This window comes from Paenibacillus hunanensis, from assembly GCF_034055775.1.
GTDB lineage: Bacteria > Bacillota > Bacilli > Paenibacillales > Paenibacillaceae > Saccharibacillus > Saccharibacillus hunanensis.
Genome location: NZ_CP139194.1, coordinates 4,465,976 through 4,487,793, shown reverse-complemented (window position 1 = coordinate 4,487,793; position 21,818 = coordinate 4,465,976). Strand labels below are relative to the sequence as shown.

Annotated in this window: 13 protein-coding genes; 10 read left to right on the top strand and 3 right to left on the bottom strand. The window is 45.6% G+C overall.

Features of this window, described 5'->3' with window-relative positions:
* Window positions 1-34: 34 nt before the first annotated feature.
* The gene (locus SK066_RS18245) at window positions 35-1,009 is read left to right on the top strand and encodes a BtrH N-terminal domain-containing protein (RefSeq protein ID WP_320544920.1); all 975 of its coding nucleotides are present in this window, start codon (window positions 35-37) and stop codon (window positions 1,007-1,009) included.
* Window positions 1,010-1,300: 291 nt separating this feature from the next.
* Here the strand turns inward: SK066_RS18245 and pruA are convergent, their stop codons facing one another.
* Entirely contained in the window at window positions 1,301-2,872 is a 1,572-nt protein-coding gene (pruA, locus tag SK066_RS18240; RefSeq protein WP_320542525.1) for an L-glutamate gamma-semialdehyde dehydrogenase, read from the bottom strand.
* A 214-nt stretch (window positions 2,873-3,086) separates the two neighbouring features.
* Here pruA and SK066_RS18235 point away from each other — a divergent pair, with 214 nt between their 5' ends.
* A complete protein-coding gene (locus tag SK066_RS18235) occupies window positions 3,087-4,859 on the top strand; it encodes a sigma-54 interaction domain-containing protein (RefSeq protein WP_320542524.1) in 1,773 nt (590 codons plus the stop codon).
* 139 nt (window positions 4,860-4,998) lie between these two features.
* Here SK066_RS18235 and SK066_RS18230 read toward each other — a convergent pair whose 3' ends face one another.
* The gene (locus SK066_RS18230) at window positions 4,999-5,913 is read right to left on the bottom strand and encodes a proline dehydrogenase (RefSeq protein ID WP_320542523.1); all 915 of its coding nucleotides are present in this window, start codon (window positions 5,911-5,913) and stop codon (window positions 4,999-5,001) included.
* Window positions 5,914-6,341: 428 nt separating this feature from the next.
* On the opposite strand from SK066_RS18230, the gene SK066_RS18225 reads away from it, so the two are divergent.
* The 6 genes from SK066_RS18225 to SK066_RS18200 all read left to right on the top strand — a co-directional run bounded on the left by SK066_RS18225 (window position 6,342) and on the right by SK066_RS18200 (window position 15,785).
* Window positions 6,342-8,702: a response regulator transcription factor gene (locus tag SK066_RS18225; protein ID WP_188773488.1), complete on the top strand. Its 2,361-nt coding sequence runs from the start codon at window positions 6,342-6,344 to the stop codon at window positions 8,700-8,702.
* A 191-nt stretch (window positions 8,703-8,893) separates the two neighbouring features.
* Window positions 8,894-10,516 (top strand): extracellular solute-binding protein, encoded by a 1,623-nt coding sequence (locus SK066_RS18220; protein ID WP_320542522.1) that lies wholly within the window; start codon window positions 8,894-8,896, stop codon window positions 10,514-10,516.
* A 174-nt stretch (window positions 10,517-10,690) separates the two neighbouring features.
* The gene (locus SK066_RS18215) at window positions 10,691-11,545 is read left to right on the top strand and encodes an ABC transporter permease (RefSeq protein ID WP_229685580.1); all 855 of its coding nucleotides are present in this window, start codon (window positions 10,691-10,693) and stop codon (window positions 11,543-11,545) included.
* Window positions 11,546-11,565: 20 nt separating this feature from the next.
* Window positions 11,566-12,441, top strand: a complete 876-nt coding sequence (locus SK066_RS18210) for a carbohydrate ABC transporter permease (protein ID WP_188773491.1) — start codon at window positions 11,566-11,568, stop codon at window positions 12,439-12,441.
* 21 nt (window positions 12,442-12,462) lie between these two features.
* Window positions 12,463-13,587: a glycoside hydrolase family protein gene (locus SK066_RS18205; protein WP_320542521.1), complete on the top strand. Its 1,125-nt coding sequence runs from the start codon at window positions 12,463-12,465 to the stop codon at window positions 13,585-13,587.
* Window positions 13,588-13,604: 17 nt separating this feature from the next.
* The gene (locus SK066_RS18200) at window positions 13,605-15,785 is read left to right on the top strand and encodes a GH92 family glycosyl hydrolase (protein WP_320542520.1); all 2,181 of its coding nucleotides are present in this window, start codon (window positions 13,605-13,607) and stop codon (window positions 15,783-15,785) included.
* A 125-nt stretch (window positions 15,786-15,910) separates the two neighbouring features.
* Here SK066_RS18200 and SK066_RS18195 read toward each other — a convergent pair whose 3' ends face one another.
* Window positions 15,911-18,808: a glycoside hydrolase family 9 protein gene (locus SK066_RS18195; protein WP_320542519.1), complete on the bottom strand. Its 2,898-nt coding sequence runs from the start codon at window positions 18,806-18,808 to the stop codon at window positions 15,911-15,913.
* Between the two features lie 148 nt (window positions 18,809-18,956).
* On the opposite strand from SK066_RS18195, the gene SK066_RS18190 reads away from it, so the two are divergent.
* Both SK066_RS18190 and SK066_RS18185 read left to right on the top strand, forming a co-directional pair.
* The gene (locus SK066_RS18190) at window positions 18,957-21,320 is read left to right on the top strand and encodes a polysaccharide lyase 8 family protein (protein ID WP_320542518.1); all 2,364 of its coding nucleotides are present in this window, start codon (window positions 18,957-18,959) and stop codon (window positions 21,318-21,320) included.
* Window positions 21,321-21,417: 97 nt separating this feature from the next.
* Complete coding sequence (locus tag SK066_RS18185) at window positions 21,418-21,783, top strand: helix-turn-helix domain-containing protein (protein WP_320542517.1); 366 nt, start codon at window positions 21,418-21,420, stop codon at window positions 21,781-21,783.
* Window positions 21,784-21,818: the final 35 nt, after the last annotated feature.

Here is a 21,818-nt window from a genome sequence, read left to right as displayed (position 1 = left end):
TGAGGAGCATATGAGGGTGAGGGGCGATCGGACGATGATGATTGATGGCTTTACACCATATGAGGGCGATCATTGCGAGACAACTGCAATTGGAAATATATTGCAGCATGCGGGTATCCATCTGTCGGAGCCGATGCTGTTCGGGCTCGGGCAAGGACTTGGATTCATCTATTGGGATTCGAAAGCGATGGAATTTCCTTTTATCGGCGGCAGAACGAAGCCAGATACATTGATCACCAGCCTTGCCGAAGGACTTGGATTAACGATCAAGGTACACGAAACGTCATCCATCTCCAAAGCGTGGCAACACGTACAGGCTCCTATCGAACGCGGAATCCCAGTCGCATTAAAATTAGATTCCTATTACCTTGATTATTTTACAAACAAGGTTCATTTTGCTGGTCATTATGCAGTGATATATGGCTTTGATGACGAGAATGCTTATATGGCAGATACCAGGCAACAGGGCGGCTTAGTCCAAACGAAACGCACCAGCCTGTCTGCCGCCAGAAGCGCCAAAGGCTTCATGAGCTCGCGCAATCGTTCCTTTACACTGGAATCGATACACCCAGTACCACCGCTTGCGCCCGTGATCCGCAAAGCGCTCACCAGCAATGCCCTTAGCTACCTGAACGCTCCCATACGCAATATCGGCAATGCAGGCATTATTAAAATGAGCAAAGAAATACGGAATTGGCAGGCACGCACAACTGATATCGAGTATCACTTCTGCCTGACGGCTATGCTGATGGAGCGAGCCGGAACAGGAGGTGCCTTATTTCGGAATCTATATCGGGATTTCCTGCGAGAATGCATCGATCTTCTGGCTGATTCTCCAATCGAGCAAGCTTATCATACGTTCGTACAGATCGCTCCATTATGGGTAGATGTCTCCACATTGATCGATCAAGCAGGCAAAACAGGCGAAGAGCAACCCCTGCGGCAAGCCTCCGAGCTGTTAGTAGAAATTGCACATCAAGAGCGCGCAGCGATGGAGTTATTGCTATAAGCTACTACCATTTACGAATCAACTTACGAATCAATTGATGAGGCAATTCATAAAAAAATTCTTAAAGCCATTTGTAAAGTCGTCCATAAAGCGAATCATAACCAAAAACAGCGTTGCACCTCCTACTTTCAAAGGATGCAACGCTGTTTTAATTTTAATACCCGACATCATTTCTAATCCAACGTACCTTGCCTACTGATGTCAGTCTGTACCCGATCACTGCTAGCTATGTGCTAACTAAGCATCTGCTAGATATCCTTCAGCGATGAGCACTCAACGCCAAGCCGTCCATTACCCCAGCTTGCGCGAAGTTAGCTTCGCCTGCGTGAACAGCAGCAAGTAATCATGCCCACCTGCTTTGGAGTCTGTCCCCGACATATTGAATCCGCCAAATGGATGCGCTCCGACCAGCGCGCCTGTACATTTCCGATTAATATACAGATTGCCGCAATGCATCACTTCCAGTGCTTCGGCAATACGTGCTTCATCCTTGGAGAAGAAAGACCCGGTCAAGCCAAACTCAGTATCATTGTAAATATCGATAGCTTCGCGATAGTCTGCTGCTGGGCATAGTGCCAGTACAGGGCCGAAAATTTCCTCCTGCATAATACGTGCATCGCGCTTCACATCCGCAATAACGGTTGGCTGGATATAGTAGCCGTTTCCTTCTGCACGCTGTCCCCCTGTGAGCAGACGACCTTCGGATTTGCCAATCTCGATATAGCTCATAATTTTATCGCAGGAAGCTTGATCGATCACCGGCCCTACTGGATAGTTGTCCTCAGGTAAACCAATTGATAGCTTGCCTGTCAGCTCAGTAACCTTGCGTACGACTTCATCATATACCGATTGCACGATGACTGCGCGTGAGCCTGCGGAGCATTTTTGTCCCTGAAAGCCAAAGGCAGACGCGACAATCGCTTGCGCTGCTGCATCCAAATCTGCCGTTTCATCAACGACGATGCCATCTTTACCGCCCATTTCAGCGACAAGACGTTTGATCCAGATCTGACCATCGGCGGTATCGGCAGATAGCTTGCTAATGCGCAGACCAACCTCCTTGGAGCCAGTGAAGCTAACGAAGCGTGTCTTTGGATGGGTCGTCAAGTAGTCCCCAACCTCAGCGCCACTGCCTGGTACATAGTTAATAACACCCGGTGGCAAGCCGATCTCTTCCATCAACTCGACGAACATATGCGCAATTACCGGTGTGGTGGAGGCTGGCTTGAGCAGCACGGTATTGCCGGATACGATTGCTGCTGTCGTCATGCCGACACAGATCGCGAGTGGGAAGTTCCACGGCGGGATCACGATGCCGACACCGAGCGGAATATAGGTCAGACGGTTTTGCTCACCAGCGACTGGCGTTAACGGCTGCGTTTCATTGATGCTGTCCAGACGTAGCATTTCCCGTGCATAGAACTCCATAAAATCAATCGCTTCCGCTGTATCTGCATCTGCTTCGGCATAGTTTTTACCGGATTCCATAATCATCATCGCGGAGAAATCATGCTTGCGCTGACGCATAAGTGCTGCTGCTTTGAACAGATAGTCGGCACGCTCGGATGCAGGCACCTTTTTCCATTGCTCAAACGTTTCCAGCGCGGTCTGCATCGCTTGCTCAGCAAGCTGCTGATTGGCTTTGCTCACCAGTCCGATCGTCTGATCTGTTTGCCCTGGATTGATCGAAGTGATCACGTCGTCGGTGAAGATTGTATCCGATCCGATATGCAGCGGAATTTTCCGTCCTAGCTGCTGCGTGATCCGCTGGAGTGAAGCCTTCATCGCATCACGATGGGCAGGCTGGCTAAAATCAGTAAATGGCTCATTCGCAAAAGGTTTGATATCCGTCATTTTATTCATGGTCAGTTCTCCTTTCAAAATGGGCAAGCATCGGATAGCCTATCGACCATCACTGTTCAATTCGGTTGGTAAGTGAACAAAGGGCAAGTGAACAAAACATGTACGAAAAGCGTGAGAACGGTAATTTTACTATACTGACAAGCATTGAAGCGGTTGTAACCGGACAGGCGCTCATGTAAAATGAATACAAAATAACATGAAGTGAGAGGTTATCATGTTCAATAATGAACAGCTTCAAATAGAGAAGCAATGGACACAGCTACAGCCCGAGCATGATCGTGATGACCTGCTGCATCTGCTGGAATCCGAACCAGCAGTATGGCTCCAGCAGGGGATGGAGCATTATGTGTTTACGAGAACAGATCTGCGCTTCTGGCGTCAATGGCATGGTGATCTGGCTGCTGGTGTGAGCTGCTTTGAGCCCTCTGCGGTGCTTCAGCCTGCGAACTGGCAGGATGCTAGCTACACATATATGACGCTAGCGCAATTGCCGACCTCGTTAGCTCGTCCGATGATCGTAACAAGTGCAGATGGGACGCCGCAGGGCTGGCTATGTGCGAAACGATTGGCAGCTCAGCTACTCCGTCAGAAGCAGCGTGCTGAGCAATACCTGAATGCGCTGCTGGATACTGTAACCGATGCAGTCACTGCGGTGGATGGAGATGGTACGGTCATTTGCTGGAATGATACTGCCGCGCAAATGTATCATATTCCGCATGAGCGCATCATCGGGCGCACGATTGACGAGCTATTTGATCCCGAATCACTGATGCTGCTGCATGTGCTGGATAAAGGTCGCAAAGTACGCAACATGTATCATCAGTCGTCCGAAGGCACGCATGTACTGATCAATGCGTCACCGATCATGGATGCTTCCGGTACCATCGTAGGCGGGCTCGCATCCGAGCAGGATATTACGCATCTCGTTAAGCTCAATCAGGAGCTATCGACCGCACAGGCGAGCATTCATGAGACACTGCCGCGTAGCAATGATCCGTTTACACTGCTGGATGGACAGAGTCATAGCATTAGCAAGGTCGTTCGGATCGGTAAAAAGGTCGCTGAGCTGAATACGCCTGTACTGCTATATGGCGAGACAGGCTCTGGCAAAGAACAGCTGGCGCGTGCGATTCATCTGGCAGGTGCTCATGCTGATGCGCCATTTCTAAGTGTAAACTGTGGTGCGATTCCACCGGGCTTGCTGGATAGCGAGCTGTTCGGCTTTATCGGTGGTACGTATTCCAATCAGGATATTCAGGAAGCCGGTAAGCTAGAGCAGGCAGGCGAAGGAACGCTGTTCCTCAATGAGATTGATCGCCTTACACCAGAGATGCAAAATAAGCTATACCGTGCCTTGAAAACACGTCTGTTCCGCCGCTATGGCGGTCAGGAGGAATTGCCGCTTCATGCGCGTATTATTGCCGCCAGCCGCCACGATCTGGAGAAGCTGGTCACGAGTGGACAATTCAGCTCCGAGCTGTACTATGCACTCGGAATCGTCACGATTGCTGTACCACCGCTGCGTGAACGCAGGGAGGATATTGCGATTCTGGTACACATGTACTTACGCGAATTTGCGATGCAATACCATCGACCGTTACCGAAGCCAACCCCCGATGTGATGCTCGCCTTTGCCCGGTATGATTGGCCTGGTAATGTAGCGGAATTACGCGCTGTTATTGAGCGCTGCGTCATTTTGAGCGATGGCGATGAATTGAATCCAGAGCTGCTGCCAGATGCTTTTCAAAAGCTACTGCATTTTCCTTCTTCTGCACCAGTGCATGTGCCGATCCGTCGTAGCCATAATGAGGAACCGGTAATCCAGCATCAAGGCTTGAAGGCTCGTATTACGGATGAAGAAGAAAAGCAGCGGATTGAAGAAGCGATTCGCAAGGCGTCCGGTAACAAAAGCATCGCCGCCCGTATGCTGGGCATCTCGCGCGGTACGCTGTACAACAAGATGAGTAAGCATGGAATGGATTCGTAGCATAGAATGCATTCCTAAATGAGAAGCTTTAGAAAGATGAGATCGTGTGATCCAGCATCAGCCGTTTTGCCCCATGTCGTGAGCTTATGCGCTCGTACATACGGTAAAGCGGCTTTTTGATGTGATTAGCGAGATGCAATTAGCGAAATAGATTTTTCATCACAAACCAGACATTGGCAGGACGCTCTGCCAGTCGGCGCATATTATAGCCAAACCAATCACGTCCGTAAGGAACATACACGCGTACCTTATAGCCTTCCTTAACGAGCCGCTTTTGCAAATCCTCACAAATTCCATAGAGCATCTGGAATTCAAATTGCTCCAGCGGAATGCCACGCTCAGCGACTTCCTTTTTAACAAACTGGACAATCTGCTCGTCATGGGTAGCGATTGCGGTATAGTTACCATGCGTCAGATGCTGGACAATGATCTTGCGGTAGTTCGCATCCACATCCTCCTTCGCTGGAAAAGCAACGGTGGCAGGCTCCTTATACGCCCCTTTGACCAGACGTAGATTCGCATGAAGCTCATTCAGATCATCCACATCCTGTTCGGTGCGGAACAGATACGCCTGTAGCACAATGCCCACATTGTCATATGACTTGCGCAGCTCGCGATACAGATCGATAGCAGGCTGACAATGCGAATAATCCTCCATGTCAATGCGGACGAAGTTGCCATATTGCTGCGCCCGCCCAACAATCTGCCGCATATTATCCAGACAGAGCTGACGATCAATATCCAATCCAAGCGAGGTCAGCTTGAGCGACAGATTCGATTTGACACCGCTCTCATGAATCGCATCCAGTGTAGCCAGACACATGTCCAATGACTCCTGTGCTTCCTGCCGCGTTGAGATGAATTCCCCCAGATGATCCAGAGTCGCCAGCCGCCCATCCAGATTCAACTGCCGCACCGCTTGCACCGCTTCATCGATCGTCACACCTGCCACAAACCGCTTCGCTCCAAACCGCAGCCCATACTTCTTCGCCATACGATTCGCCGATGGATTCTTCGCCAGGGACTGAAACAGATTCCGAAGCACCGCTTCCATAATATCCCTCTTTTCATTAAAAGCTGGTTGGATTCACTTTCATTTTAGTCAAATGATCACGAAATGTACACAAAAATGTTCAAAATAATACGAAAAATAAGAAAATAATTATTTTTGGATACATTAATGTTCAATATTGAACAAAATAGATAGTGTAAATTAAATAAGAATATGATGACCGAGCAGTCAAACTGCTTATTGTAAAATATAAATCTGTATTTGGAGTCATCTCTTTTTGCATGGTGATCGTATTCAATTCTCCAAACCCAATCGGAATAGGAAAATGGATATGAAATCAAAAAAATGATGATTGATTTGTATATTTTGAATACAGGTTATGGTAGAACTTTTGAGATAATAGCCTATACAATAGTTATTTGAGTAGGCGAGTGAAGATGTGACCCGTTGTACAAAAAGGGGATGAATGCATGAGATTGAAAAAGTGGCGTACACTTCGCAGTAGTGTGATCGTAGCCTGGTTTGTATCGTATATGGTGGTGCTATTGCTGCCTATTTTACTTAGCGGATGGGTATACCACGAGACAGTCAAAGCGCTACAACAACAGACCGAAAAGGCAAATGACTCGCTATTGCAGCAAATGCAAGAGACGGTAGATAATCGCGTAGATTTGATTCAGCGGTTAACCATTCAAATTTACGGTGATGTGAATGTACAAAATTTACTATACTCGGGTACTTTTGCTCGTGGCGATTATCAGTACGAGCTGTATAAAGTCGCTCAAAATCTAAAACTATTTCGTTCTACATATACAACGCTGGACGATTTTTTCATCTATTGGGCACCAGCAGATACAGTGATACGACCTTCCACGTCCCAATCGGCTCAGATGGCCTATCAAGATCTATATGATGGGGGTGGAATATCATTTAAACAATGGAAGGAGCTCATTCATGGAACCAAGCGGCAACAATTTGTAACGACGACTGCTCATTATGAATCTGGTTTGACCAAGCACTATGTTACCTTTATTCGTCATTTACCAGCAGATTTGCATAATCAAGCGACTGGTTCCATTGTCGTAATGGTCGATCAGCAACAAATATTGAAGGCGCTCTCAGGTATTCGTGGTTTTGGTGATGGTAAAATATCGATCTTAACCGGAGATGGCAGTACACTTATCTCCGATCAAGTAGGACAGTCCATTCAGAAGGAATTTGCGAAATTCAGTGGAGAAAAAGGATATATCGAAAGCGATCAGAGCGGAGAACCTGCACGATATTATTTTATTCGTTCCAGTAATTCGGATCTAACCTATGTGAGTATTGTGCCTGAACGAATCGTACGTAAGGAAGCAAATGACGTTCAGCGGCTGATGTATTACGGCGTAGCGGTTAGTTTGTTAGGTGGGCTATTGCTAACGTATTTATTTTTGCGGCGCAATTATCGTCCGATTCATCGTATGATCGGCTTGCTTAATACACGAGTGAACAAGCAGAGTGTGATGGATCGTAATGAATTGATCTGGATTGAAGATCATCTATCTCATACACTGCTGGAAAATAATCGAATTAGTGAACGTATGAATCGACAGCAAAGTCAGTTACGTAGCGGATTTATAGCAAGGCTCCTCAAGGGCAAGATAGATGAACGCGATCAGGTGACAACCGAAGAAATTATAGAATCGCTAGCCATTGGTAAAGATGCGGATTCGTTTGTTGTTCTACTCATTTATATCGAGCAGAGTTCTGCTTTTCATATGAAGACAGCAGATATGGAGGAGCAGCAACAGAATCGCCTGCTGCATTTTATCTGTAGCAATGTGCTAGAGGAGATGATTGCGATGGAGTGCCCGGTTCATCTAGCCGAAGTTGACGAGTTAACGGCTTGTCTGATTCAGTATTCGGAGTCTGATGAGGGGATGGTGCGATTAATTGCGCGTATACAACAAGCCCAGCTTTTTTTAAAACAAAAATATGGAGCAGAGCTAACGATTGCAGTTAGTGGTATTCACCGCGGTATAGAAGGGATTGCGGAAGCCTACCGAGAAGCAACGGTGGCGATGGAATATAAATTTGTGGCAGATGATGTGGATATGTTGATATATGAACAGTTATCTCAAAAGCGTCTACTACAGGAAAGCCATGATTATTATTTCCCCCTGCATATTGAACGACAATTATTAAATGATATGAAGGTGGGCGATGCTGTTAAAGCACGCGAATTGCTGGAAGATATTGTAGAGCGCAATTTGCATGAGACGGTATTGCCACTGGAGCTTGCTAAATGTCTGATGTTTGATCTAATCGGCACTTTTATTAAGAGTATGATTGAGTCAGGTGATAGCAAGGACGTATTTTTGAGTCGTCATCAGCAGACCATTGAGACATTGACCAGGGCAAGTACGGTAAAGGAGATGAAACAACTCCTTTTGTACATGTTGGAGGATGTGTGTATGCATACAGCCTCAAAGCAAGAACAGAACAAGCAGAAAAATCGAAGTGAAGATATGGAGCAGCTTGCCAACCAAATAAGACAGTTCGTACATCGTAATTATGCCAATCCAGATCTGAATATAACGATGATCGGCGAATCATTTGATATGAAAGCGACTTATTTATCGAAGTTATTTCGCGATCATACGGGTGAAGGGTTACTTGACTATATTAATCAGACCCGAATTGAGAAGGCGAAGCTATTATTACGTGAGGAACGGATACCACTAGAGGAATTAGCGAGTCAGGCTGGTTTTCAGAACCTCAATACATTTATTCGCATATTCAAAAAGATCGAAGGCATCACACCCGGGCAATATCGCAATATGACATAAACTCTGTGATATCCGCTATTTCCCGGGCTATAACCTCAAATTGAATATCATTTTGGACATATTGAGTATATGAAATTGTAGATTTATCTATCAAAATATCAATTGTAAGCACTTACATTTAAGCCGGGTAGTTGCGGTATATCCGTCTCTAATGCAAGTGTTACTTCAACCATATAACAAGGAGGAATAGAATGACACATTCATTCAAAAGAGGGCGGGCATGGGCATTGGGATTACTGTCAATCGTGCTATTATTAGCGGGCTGTTCAAGTGGACAATCCTCTACAGCAGGTAAAACCGATGAAGACTACGCGAAGACTCATAAGATCGGCTCCTATCCAATTCAAACGGATATCGTACTCACTCGTTGGACCGATTCAACGCCATTTGCACAGCAGCTCGCCGTGAAGTCTACGCTAGAAGAGTTCCCTTTTGTACAGGAGCTGGCCAAACGTACAGGCGTACAGGAAAAGTATGTCTTACCCGCAGTTAATCAGGCGAATGAACAATTGAATATGATGTTTGCTTCTGGCGAATATACGGACATCATCGAATGGAACTTTCTGCAAAACTATCCGGGTGGACCCGAGAAAGCAATCCGTGACGGCAATATTATGAAGCTGAATGATCTATTTGCCAAATATGCACCGAATCTGACTCAATACTTAAAAGAACATCCTGAAGTGGATAAGCAGATCAAAACGGATGATGGCACGTATTATGGATTTCCATTCATTCGTGGCGATGATTACCTAAAAACATACGGCGGTTTGATTTTACGTAAAGATTGGTTGGATGAGCTTGGTTTTAAGGTTCCAACCACGATTGATGAATGGCACACTGTACTAACTGCATTTAAGGAAAAAAAAGGAGCGACTGCTCCACTAACCTTTGTCAGCACGCCACGATTATTCGATGATCTACAAACGGGTGCATTTTATGGCGCATTCGGTGTGAAGCGAGATTTCTATATGGAAAATGGTAAAGTGAAATTTGGACCTATGGAGCCAGGCTTCAAAGATTTCCTGACGACGATGCATCAGTGGTATACCGAAGGCTTGCTGGATAAGGATATTGCTACCGTGGACGGTAAAATTCGGGATGCCAATATGACCTCAGGCAAATCGGGCGCATCTTATGGATTAGCCGGAGGTGGAATTGGTAAATGGCTTGCGGCGTTAAAGGCGCAAGATCCGAAGGCGGATCTGGTTGGAGCGCCATACCCTGTACTGCATAAAGGCGATACGCCTATGTTTGGACAGAAGGACTTCTCGGCACCCGCAGGTGGAAACTTTGCGATCTCGCCGAATAGCAAAAATCCAGAATTAGCCGTTCAGTTACTCGACTATGGTTATAGCAAGGAAGGCGCATTGTTCTTCAACTTTGGTCAGGAAGGCGTCAGCTATACGATAAAGAATGGTTATCCAACGTATACGAACTTGATTAAGGACAATTATGCTCAAAATTTAACGCTGTATACACGAGCAACAGGTGGTCCTACAATCCAAGACAAGCGCTATTATGAGCAATATGCAGCACTACCACAGCAAAAAGCAGCGGTACAAACATGGATGAAAACAGATGTAGACAAATATCAATTGCCACCGATTTCACCAACCGCAGAGGAAAGCGCAGAATTTTCACAGATCATCAATGAAGTGAATACACTGGTTGATGAAACGACAATCAAAATCGTACTCGGTACGGAGCCGATTGACTCGTACGACGAATTTTTGCAAAAACTAAAAGTTTTGAATATTGACCGAGCTATTGAGATTCAGCAGGCTGCGTTAGATCGTTATAACAAACGCTGAGTGATGATATGCATTCAGCTAAGAAAGGAGTAGGTTATGAACCAGACATCGGATACGAATTCATATCGTCGTTCCAAGCCTGCTAAAGTACGCGGCAGAACAGGCGGTTCAGTCACAGACAGTTATGCGATACGACTGCGCAAAGATTTCAAGCTGAATTACTGGTTATACCTGATGATTCTACCAGCGCTTGCTTATTATATTATTTTTCAATATGGCCCGATGTATGGAACCATCATCGCCTTTAAAGATTATTCTCCTGCGAATGGCATTCTAGGTAGCGAGTGGGTTGGCTTGGCGAACTTTCGGGATTTCTTTGAGGGGTTGTACTTCTGGCGAATTTTCAAAAATACGGTGCTGCTTAGTGTGAACACGCTCATCTTTGAGTTTCCAGCCCCGATTATTTTGGCATTGCTTATTAATGAGTTACGTAATCGCACATTCAAGCGCTGGGTGCAGTCGATCACGTATATGCCTTATTTTATTTCATTGATCGTTATTTGCGGACTGGTAAAAGACTTCACGAATAGCGGCGGCTTGATCACACAGATTATAGTCTGGCTGGGCGGTACGGATACATCGCTTTTACAAAACCCAGCTTACTTTCGCCCGATCTATGTCGTGTCTGAAATCTGGCAGCGATTTGGCTGGGAATCTATTATTTATATTGCGGCATTAAGCTCTATTGATCAGGAGCAATATGAAGCTGCTCGTATTGATGGTGCCGGACGCTGGCGACAAATGCTAAATATTACGTTGCCAGGTCTGCTTCCAACGATCACGATCATGCTCATCTTGCGCATGGGCAATCTGTTTAATCTGGGCTTTGAAAAAGTCATTTTGTTATACAATTCGTCGATCTATGATACTGCCGATATTATCTCATCATATGTGTATCGAAAAGGCTTAATTGAGTTCAATTGGAGCTATGGTGCCGCAGTCGGTATTTTCAATTCTGTTTTAAATCTCGTCTTGCTAGTGGCAGCGAATTACATTAGCCGTAGAGTAAGTCAAAATAGCCTCTGGTAAGTGACAGAAGGAGGGGAAATATGAAGCGTTCATGGTCTGAACGAATGTTTGATTGGGTAATCATTTGGATTATGGTCGTTTTAGTTCTGCTAACAGCGTATCCACTATACTATGTGTTGATCGCTTCGATTAGTGATGGCTCACGGATGATGGCACACTCTGGCTTGCTTCTACTTCCATATGGCTTTCATCTGGAAGCGTATACAAAGGTGCTAGCTAATCCTTCTATTGTGCAGGGCTATGTGAATACATTATTTGTAGTTTGTGCGAGTGTGGTATTGAATATGACCGTGACCTCTCTCGCCGCGTATGTACTCTCTCGCAAAAACGTATACTGGAATCCTTTTTTCACTTTTCTAATTGTATTTACAATGTTTTTTACAGGTGGATTGATCCCATTTTATCTTGTCGTGAAAGGCATGGGATTAATGAATTCACTGTGGTCACTCGTTATTCCATTTGCAGTAAATACCTTTAATTTGATCGTAATGCGCACCTCTTTTCTGGCGATTCCGGATAGTCTGGAGGAATCGGCAAAAATTGATGGAGCGAATCATCCTACCATCTTTGCACGTATTATTATTCCACTCAGTATGCCTGTTATGGCAGTTATGGCGCTATATTATACGGTGGAAAAGTGGAATGGATGGTTCTACGCATCCTTATTCCTCAAAGATCGGCAACTGTTCCCCTTGCAGTTGATCTTACGTGAGATTCTAATCTCCAACTCGACCGACTTGATGCTGGGAACGACGGCAGCAGATCAGATTGTACAGGTGAGCGCGACACTTCAATATGCGACGATCGTTGTAGCCACCTTACCTATTTTATGTGTGTATCCATTTGTGCAGCGGTATTTTGTCAAAGGTGTAATGATTGGAGCTGTCAAAGGCTAATTTATTAAAAGGAGCATAACGATGATTAATCAGAAAACAGAATGGCTGGATCAAGCCTGGAACTATACAAACAGAAAGCTTGACAAGATGAAACAACGGATTGGCGCATGTTTTCCTAACGCTTCATTTAATGGACAATATGATGCTCGTGAGCTGGAATGCTGGACAAATGGCTTCTGGCCGGGATTGCTATGGCTGCATTTCCATGAAACGGGTGATGCAGAAGCACGCATGCACGCTGAAGAATGCGAGGAACAACTGGATGAGCTACTGCATGAGTTTGAGAAGCTTCATCATGATAATGGCTTTATATGGAGTCTGTCCTCTGTTGCTAATTATAAATTAACGGATAATCCATTATCTCGTCGTCGTGCGTTGATCGCGGCAAGCCATCTGGCAGGTCGCTTCAATCTTAAAGGACAGTTTATACGCGCATGGTTATTCGAAGGCAGCGAAGGTCTTGCCATTATTGATTGCATGATGAATCTCGGATTGCTGTACTGGGCGAGTGAAACGATCGGTGATCCGCGCTTCAAACATATGGCGATGGCGCATAGTGATATGGCGATCAAGCAATTCGTTCGTTCTGATGGATCAGTCTATCATATTGTGCGCTTTGATCCAGAGACTGGTGAACGGGTAGAAGCGCTTGGAGGACAGGGCTACGCGCCGGAGTCAGCATGGTCACGTGGTACGTCATGGGCAATATACGGCTTTGCGATTGGATATCGCTATACAGAACAGCAGCGATATCTGGATACGGCGCTGGCTGTAGCAGATTATTGGATCAGCCAGACGGAAATAGAGCGCGTACCCGCATGGGATTTCCGTGCTCCAGCTGAACAGCTTCACATCAAGGACTCTACAGCTGCTGCTTGTGCAGCAAGCGGTTTATTAGAGCTTGCCTACCTGCTTGAACAGCAGCATGATCCACGTGCTACGCATTATCGTGAACATGCGATCATGACGTTGCAGGTGCTATTCCAACAATACACACCGGAGGATGAACAGGAAGAAGCGTTGCTTATCAGAGGCACCGCTAGTGTTCCAGCGGGCGCTGAGATAGAGGTACCGATTATTTACGGTGATTATTTCTTTGTAGAGGCGTTAGGCAAGCTGAAGGGAAAGACTGATATTTTTTGGTGAACGGAGGAGCATTGTCGATGGATAGAGCAAAGGTGGATTGGATAGATCCTTTTATCGGCGTGGATGGAGAAAACAATTGTCTATGCGGGCCGTATCTGCCCAATAGCATCGTTCGGTTATCACCAGATACAGCGTCGCCGCAGTTATCTCATGGTTATGCGAGTTCACTTCCGATCATCAGGTTCAGTCATACCCATGTGAGTGGTACAGGTGGAGGAGGAAGATACGGCAATGTTGGTATCCTTCCCTTCACTGGTGATCTTCGCGTTCCTACCGAAGGATATGAACGCGAGAACGAGACAGCCTCAGCAGGGTATTACAGGGTTACGCTGATGCCTGGTGATATTAGAGTAGAGCTGACAAGCACCGCGCGTACGGGCTGTCATCGTTATACATTTCAGCCAGGAGTCATTCCTCATGTGTTAATAGATGCAAGTTCTGTGATTCAAGTAGACGGTGCTCAGCCGGGTGAGACGACGGGACTGTGTATTGGTGGTTACCTGGAGCAGGCATCTGATTGCGAATTGGTAGGGAGATCGGATTTTCGCGGAGGCTGGGGACATGATTATCCGTATTCCGTGTACTTTTCGATTCAATTTCAGCAACCAGCTACCGCATGTGTGCTTGTGGAGAACGGTCAGTTTGTGCAGCAACGTTCTATTGATGGTCAGGATTGCCGGGCAGTTGCTAGCTTTGCAGGATGTGGAACAGTAGAGATCAAGGTCGGCATCTCCTATGTTAGCATCGGCAAGGCACGTGAGAGCTTACGGAGAGAAGCGTCAGCGGAATTTGATGTGATTCATCAACAGGCACGTAATCGTTGGGAACAGAAGCTGGATCGGATCACGGTAGAAGGAGGAAGTGAGCGGCATACCCGATTGCTATACACCTCCTTGACTCGGCTATGGTGTATGCCTTCTGATCTGGGCGTGGATGATGAATATGATGGATGGGTATCTGGCGTGCGTCAATATACTGATATTTATGCGCTTTGGGATAGCGTGCGAAATGCCAACTCGCTGCTAACTTTAATTGATCCAGAGCTGGAAAGAGGCATTTTGAATAGCTTGCTTGATATAGCTGCCCATACAGGCTGGTTGCCAGATGCATGGATTGCTGGACATAGCGCGATGATTCAAGGTGGAAGCTCAGCTGATATTTTACTCAATGAAGCGAAGCTCAAAGGGCTATCTGGTATTGACTATGAAGCAGCCTTACTACAAATGCGCAAAAATAACGAGCAGTATTCACCGGATACATGGATGTATGGACGGCACCTAGATGATTATTTGTCGTTAGGTTATGTATCGACGAAGGTGAAGAAAAATAGTGTCTCTCGTCATATGGAATATGCCTATCAGGATTGGTGTATTGGTAGGTTAGCACAATCGCTAGGTCAGCCAGACATAGCAGAGCGCTATTATACAAGCTCAGAAAAGCTATGGAATCTGTGGAATGAGCAGCAGCGCTGCTTTGCTCCAAAAGATTCGGATGGCACATGGGCGGAGGCATTTGATCCAGCAGTTTGTTTACCGGATTGTTGGAATGATCCGTATTTCTATGAAGGAACAAGCTGGCAGTGGTCATTTCATACCCATCATGATTTTGCTGGTCTAATCGAGCGTCATGGGGGAACGGGGGCATTTGTGAAGCATCTGGATACCTTCTTTGAAGAAGGGCATTATTATTCCAAGGAAACGATGCTGCATATTCCGTATTTGTATATATATGCAGGGCGACCAGATCGAACAGCAGATCGTGTGCGAGAATGCTTGAATACTTATTTTCAAGTGGCACGTGATGGGCTGGGTGACAATGAGGATATGGGCTGTCAGAGTGCCTTTTATATCTGCTCGTCGATTGGACTGTATCCGCTGATGGGACAGGATATCTATTTTCTCGTACCGCCACTATTCCAATCTTCGATTATACAGATTGGTGAAGAGGGTGCAACGATCCCGTTTACGATTGAGATTATTGGCAGTATAGGGGCTGGTGACGGAACGAAACCGCGTTATATCGCTGAAGCAATCTGGAATAATACGCCACTTGATCGCGCATGGATTTCACATTCTGAATTGATCGTCGGAGGCGTATTACAGCTACGACTGAGTGAGCATGCAACAAGCTGGGGCAGCCTGAATCCACCACCTTCTCCGCTGAAAGAATGGTATACCAGTAAGCAGATCAGATCGTAGTCGATGAATGACAACAGATCTGACCTGCCTCGGTATTCATTTGTCAAAAGATGTGGCTACAAGTCAATGATATCTTAGTTGATTGTAGCTATAAGGATGAGATGGAGTCAGTCACGATCTAAGCTTCACGGATGATTGACCGATGGTTGCTGCTGTACAGGAGTACTGACTGCATTGGTAAAGGTATCGGTCGTATGGAAGTAATACGAATGTTGACCTGGTGGAAGCTTGGTCGTATATCGGTATATCTTGCCATCGGTGTAGGTTGTATCTGCTGAATCGGTTGCAGTCATCGTGTGAATCACGCCATCCAGTAAGAGTTCGACTGCGAGCGGTGGATCATTGTCTACATCCGTATAGGTCACATCAAATGTAAATGGCGTATCCGAATCTCCCGAAGTCTGATTGATCGTACCCTTCGTCAATGTTGGGGCTGAACCGCGCTTGATATTGCTTGCGCTAATCTCATCGACCAGCATATCACCATTGGTAACGGTAGTTTCTTTGAGCCAGATCGCTAATTTTACATTTTTCTTATCAATGGCAGGGGATAGCGTGTTCAGATTGAATTGTAACTTCGTCCAATCTTGAGGAACATTTATCCATCCACCCGTCAGATTATACGTTTTGTTATTGTCGGAAATTTCGATACGTGTGCGAACAGAAGGAGCGCCTGGATTTTTGAGTGTGACATTCAAGTATTGATAGCCCGTCAGATCTACCGTATCATGCCACGGCTGGAACTTGGCGGCAGAATCCACGGTCACAGGTACATGTGAGAATTTGCCTGCTGTCCGACCATCAACGGTAACTTTGGAAAAGCTTCCTGTGCCGCGACTTTGATTGTACCAGTTCACCCATGTTGCATTTGTCGAAGAGCCTCCCCATGAACCATTACCACCAAAGTCGTCATACAGTAGCGGAGATGAAGGATCAGGTAATGGTGGAGCAACCATATAATGAGTGGAGCTATAGGTACGATTGCCCTGTTGATCGAGTGCACGCACATCGACACGGCGATTGAAGTAGGGAACGCTGTTACTTTCATCGATCACAGCTTTGTATACATCAGCCTGTACAGTCATCGCTTGAAATCCATTTGCTGTACCTGCTGGACTATACTGAGCTTCACGAAGTCGTGGATCGGTATCGGCGAATAGTGTCACTTCTCCACGTACCCGATCACCAATCGTTGGAGAAAATATGGTAAACGGAACGGGGGCGTCACTAGAATGAACTGGAGTACGATCAGTCGCACTTAAGCCCATAATGGTGTATAACAAGCCTGCTTGAATACTGATACTGAATTCATTATAGCGCCACTGACTTGTATCGTCGTTGAATAGAGAGCGATCCTGATACCAGGGGCTGACACTATTTTTATCCTTTGTATCTTTGATATTGGGGCCGCTTACCATCGCACCAGGTAACACAATACCTGTACCACTGGCTGTATTGGCTTGTTCATCAAATCGGGTATGCAGGAAATCGACATAATCATTACCTATACCGGATACCCAGCTAATATTCCAAGGATTTTCACCAAAAATCCAGTACGTTCCTTTGAGTACAGCATCCAGCACCTCTTGGTCACCAAATAATTCATAATATCTCATCATGTCGCCCAAATACGAAGCATGAGGTTCATTCACACCAAAATTTTTGAACTGGTTGAGCACATGATAGGGCGTATCGTCCATAGAGGATAAGAAATAATTCACTTGTGCTTTAAGCAGATCGTGGATATGTGTTTGGGTAGCAGAGTCAGCCACCGGATATAGCTCAGCCATAGAAAGTGGACTCATATCCCAATAGTTGGTTGATGTGACATCCAGTTCATCCATTCCCATAATCGTTGCAGAAGCTGCATTCTTATAAGTTGCATCACCAGTCAGCAGATACAGCTCTACATCAGCGAGCAGCTTTGAATTGGGAATACCACCTCTTGTAGAATAGGAGCCAATAGGTCCATCAGGATGAGCAACTACGTAATTGTAAAAGACGATGGCAGCTGCCTCATACTTATCTGAGAGCGTATTCATATCTGCTTGCTTGGAGGCTGGAATGGCGCCGTTCGCAATCGCGATTCGAATGGCCCTTGCTGTAGCTGCAAGCGTACCAGCAGATTTGGCAGATCCACCTACGCTCAGATCAGACAGTTTACGATCATCAGCTGTATTCGGAATGTTATCGGTCGCTTTCTCTGGATGAATGAAGGCAGCATTATTTTTTAAATTATACATTTCTCCATTCAGCTGATCGGCATACTTGACCAGGTAATCGCTACCGAAAATGGCTTCGTCAATCAGATCTGGAATCTGATTATGATCATTATCATATTGCACAGCAGGCTGATTGGCATAGCGCACATAAGCAAGCGCAATCTCAGCGCCTACCCACTGGTTTCCTCCATACTTTCCATAATCACCTGCATCATACCAGCTACCAGTCAGATCATAGTGCTTCGTACCATCTGCTGATTTGGCATCGTCCAGATGTCCGGCACCGTGGTACAGCTTGGCAGAAGGAGCAACACTGCTATAGCCAGCAGGATAAGCAGCCTCTGTCGATACGCCAGAACGCAGCAGACGATAAAAGGCTGTCATTTCATCTCGATAATTACTCCATATATTCGTTGCAATTGGGAATGAATAAGAGGACACTCCATTACTCCTGACTGTATAACTAGTGCCTGGAGTTGTGATTTGTGAGAAATCAATCGAGTACACATACTTGTTCCAGTAGTAGCCCTCGTTCGTCATGGTACCGGAATAGACTGCATTTGTAACGCTTACAATTTGGTAATACGTATCGGTTAAAACGGTGTCGGATACGACCAGTGCATTTTTGTAATCTGAGGCACTATATCCGGCTTGACTGACTACTACTTGAATAGAAGGTTCTGCCTTAGCAATCTGCTGCTTTCCTGGGGTCAGCGCTACACTGGATACGATCAGTATCATGACCATGCTGATCATTGATAATCTTTTACAGCGCTGCCTCATCTGCTTGTTAAATATCATCCATAATCCTCCTTTTGAAAATGAAAATGAATTGTACTTCATCAGCATAGAGGTTGCGTCATTCACACACCATGATGTATTCAGACATAACGATGATGTATCCCTATCTGTTTGGTTTACTTAATCTCAATCCAAGGAGTGAAAGAACATGAACATAGCCAATGAAAAAAGTAATCGTATCAAAATGAGTTATATGTTCCTTTGCCTTATTTTGCTGTTCACCAGTATCGGCATCACTGCACCAAAAACATACGCAGCCGATGCCTTCGACCAATTACGTGAAAAACATCGTGCGATGCTGACTGGAGGAAATAATCTGTCTACAAGTGATCCTGATCTGGCGCAGGCGCTATCCAAGCTATCACTCACTGCCGATAGCTATTGGAAGTCGATGAGCACGGTGACAGGTCGGACATATTTGTGGAAAGATGCGTCTGGTGTAGGCAATTCAGCACAGATTCGTACCTCTTATGAACGATTAAAGGTAATGGCGCTTGCGTATTCGACGGTTGGTACGTCTGTATATGGTAATGCGAACCTCCAATCGGATATTGTGAATGGATTAGATTATATGTACAGCACGCGCTATAACGAACATGTGACAACGACACCGAGCGGGACGAGCAACTGGTGGGATTGGCAGATCGGTATTCCGCTACAGCTGAATGATGCTGTTGTGCTCATGTATGACGATTTGAGTAGCACGCAGATTACCAATTATATGAGTGGTGTGGAGCACTTCTCGCCAACAGTCACTTTAACCGGAGCCAACCGAGCATGGAAAGCGATGGTCGTAGCGATTCGAGGCATTCTTGTGAAGGATAGCGCCAAAATTGAAAGTGCCCGTGATGGATTATCTGCTATTTTTCAATACGCGGTGACAGGCGATGGATTTTATACAGATGGTTCATTTATTCAGCACGCCAATATCCCCTATACAGGTGGATATGGGATTGATCTACTCTCGTCGGTGAGCACATTAATGACATTGCTCCATGGATCGAACTGGCAAGTTACAGATCCGTTACAGTCGAATGTGTGGGACTGGGTCTATAATTCGTATCAACCGCTCATGTACAATGGGGCGATTATGGATATGGTGCGAGGCAGAGAAATTTCCCGTTCGTACCAGCAGGATCATGTGGCTGGACATCGGGTGATGAATAGTATTTTATTGTTGACCGAGGTTGCACCCGAAGCGAAGGCACAGGATTTTCGCCGTATGCTCAAAGCGTGGATGACCAATGATACGTATTTATCGTATTACCAGGATGCTCCCATTCCCATTATTGTGCGTGCGAAGGCTCTAATGAATGATACGTCGATTGCTCCAGCCAGCAATCTGATTCTGTATAAACAGTTCAGTGCGATGGATCGAGCGATTCAGCAGCAGGGGAACTATACGTGGGGACTCGCCATGTATTCAAATCGAATTGCCAGCTATGAAGCGATTAATAGTGAGAACGGAAAAGCATGGTATACCTCTACCGGAATGACAAGTCTATATAACAGCGATCTAGCGCAATACAGCGATGATTATTGGCCGACCGTTGATGCGTACCGTTTGCCAGGAACAACGGTTGTATCTCAGCAACCTGCTACCCGGCATACAAGTGTGAATACATGGACAGGCGGCACGAGTCTGAACGATCAATATGGAATATCTGGTATGGATCTGCAATATTCCGATCATACTTTAAAAGCTCGGAAATCATGGTTTATGTTCGATGATGAGTTGGTCGCGCTCGGTGCAGGTATTCAAAGTACCGATAATGCTCCAATTGAGACGATCGTGGAAAATCGGAAGCTCAATGCACAGGGAAATAATAGCTTTACTGTCAATGGACAGGTGTATGCGCCAACACTGGGCTGGAATGAATCGCTGACGAATGTGAACTGGGCACACCTTGGCAGCAATCTGCCGGGGGCTAGTATCGGTTATTATTTCCCAGTAGCAACGACATTACAGGCGAAGCGAGAAGCACGTACAGGCAACTGGAAACAGATCAATTCACGTCCCGAGTCGCCAGCAACCGCCATTACGCGCAATTACATGACACTATGGATGAATCAAGGCAGTAATCCAATTGATGCGAGCTATCAATATGTTGTATTACCGGGCAAATCAGCTGTTCAGATGGCAAGTTATGCGGCACAGCCTGATATTGAGGTACGTGCCAATTCTAGTGCAGTTCAAGCGGTAAAGGAAAAGACGTTAAATCTACTCGGCGCTAACTTTTGGACGGATACGGTACAGACAGTAGATGGACTGACTGTCAACAAAAAAGCATCGGTGATGATCCAGGAGAAAGCAAACAAGCTGTATGTTTCGGTCAGTGATCCAACGCAATCCAATACAGGAACGATCAGGGTGCAAATCAATCGTACTGCGGTCAAGTCTATAGTCGATACAGGCATTACAGTGGATTCATCCAGTCCAACGATTCAGTTTACAGTGAATGTAAACAAAGCGAAAGGCAAAACGTTTAAGGCTATTTTTGACCTACAATAACCTGGAGTGTAAGCATTTCATTAGTCGAGGTAGTGTTAAGCCGTCTTTATGTGAATAAAGCCCGTTTTATATATTGTGTAGAGAGGATGTGTGCATCGTGTATGAACAGTGGAAATATCGCCGTGCAGAATATATGATATTTGAACGTATTTTAGCCTATATTCATCGTCATTATCGGCGTTCCAATCTTCAGGTACACGACATCGCTAAAGACATTCATTTTAGTACAGGCTATCTGAGCTTAATCTTTCGCCGTCGAATGAATCAGACGTTATGGGAGTATATTACCGAGCTTCGGATCGAATTAGCCAAGCACTTGCTATGCACAACGAGTAAAAAAAGGGATGAGATTGCATACGAGATTGGCTATGAATCGCCTGAACATTTTAGCCGTATGTTCAAACGTTACACAGGTCTGAGTCCAACGGAATATCGCAATCATATGTATAACGTATATTTATAGTTTAATGTTAATTAATATAACGTAAAATATTTATT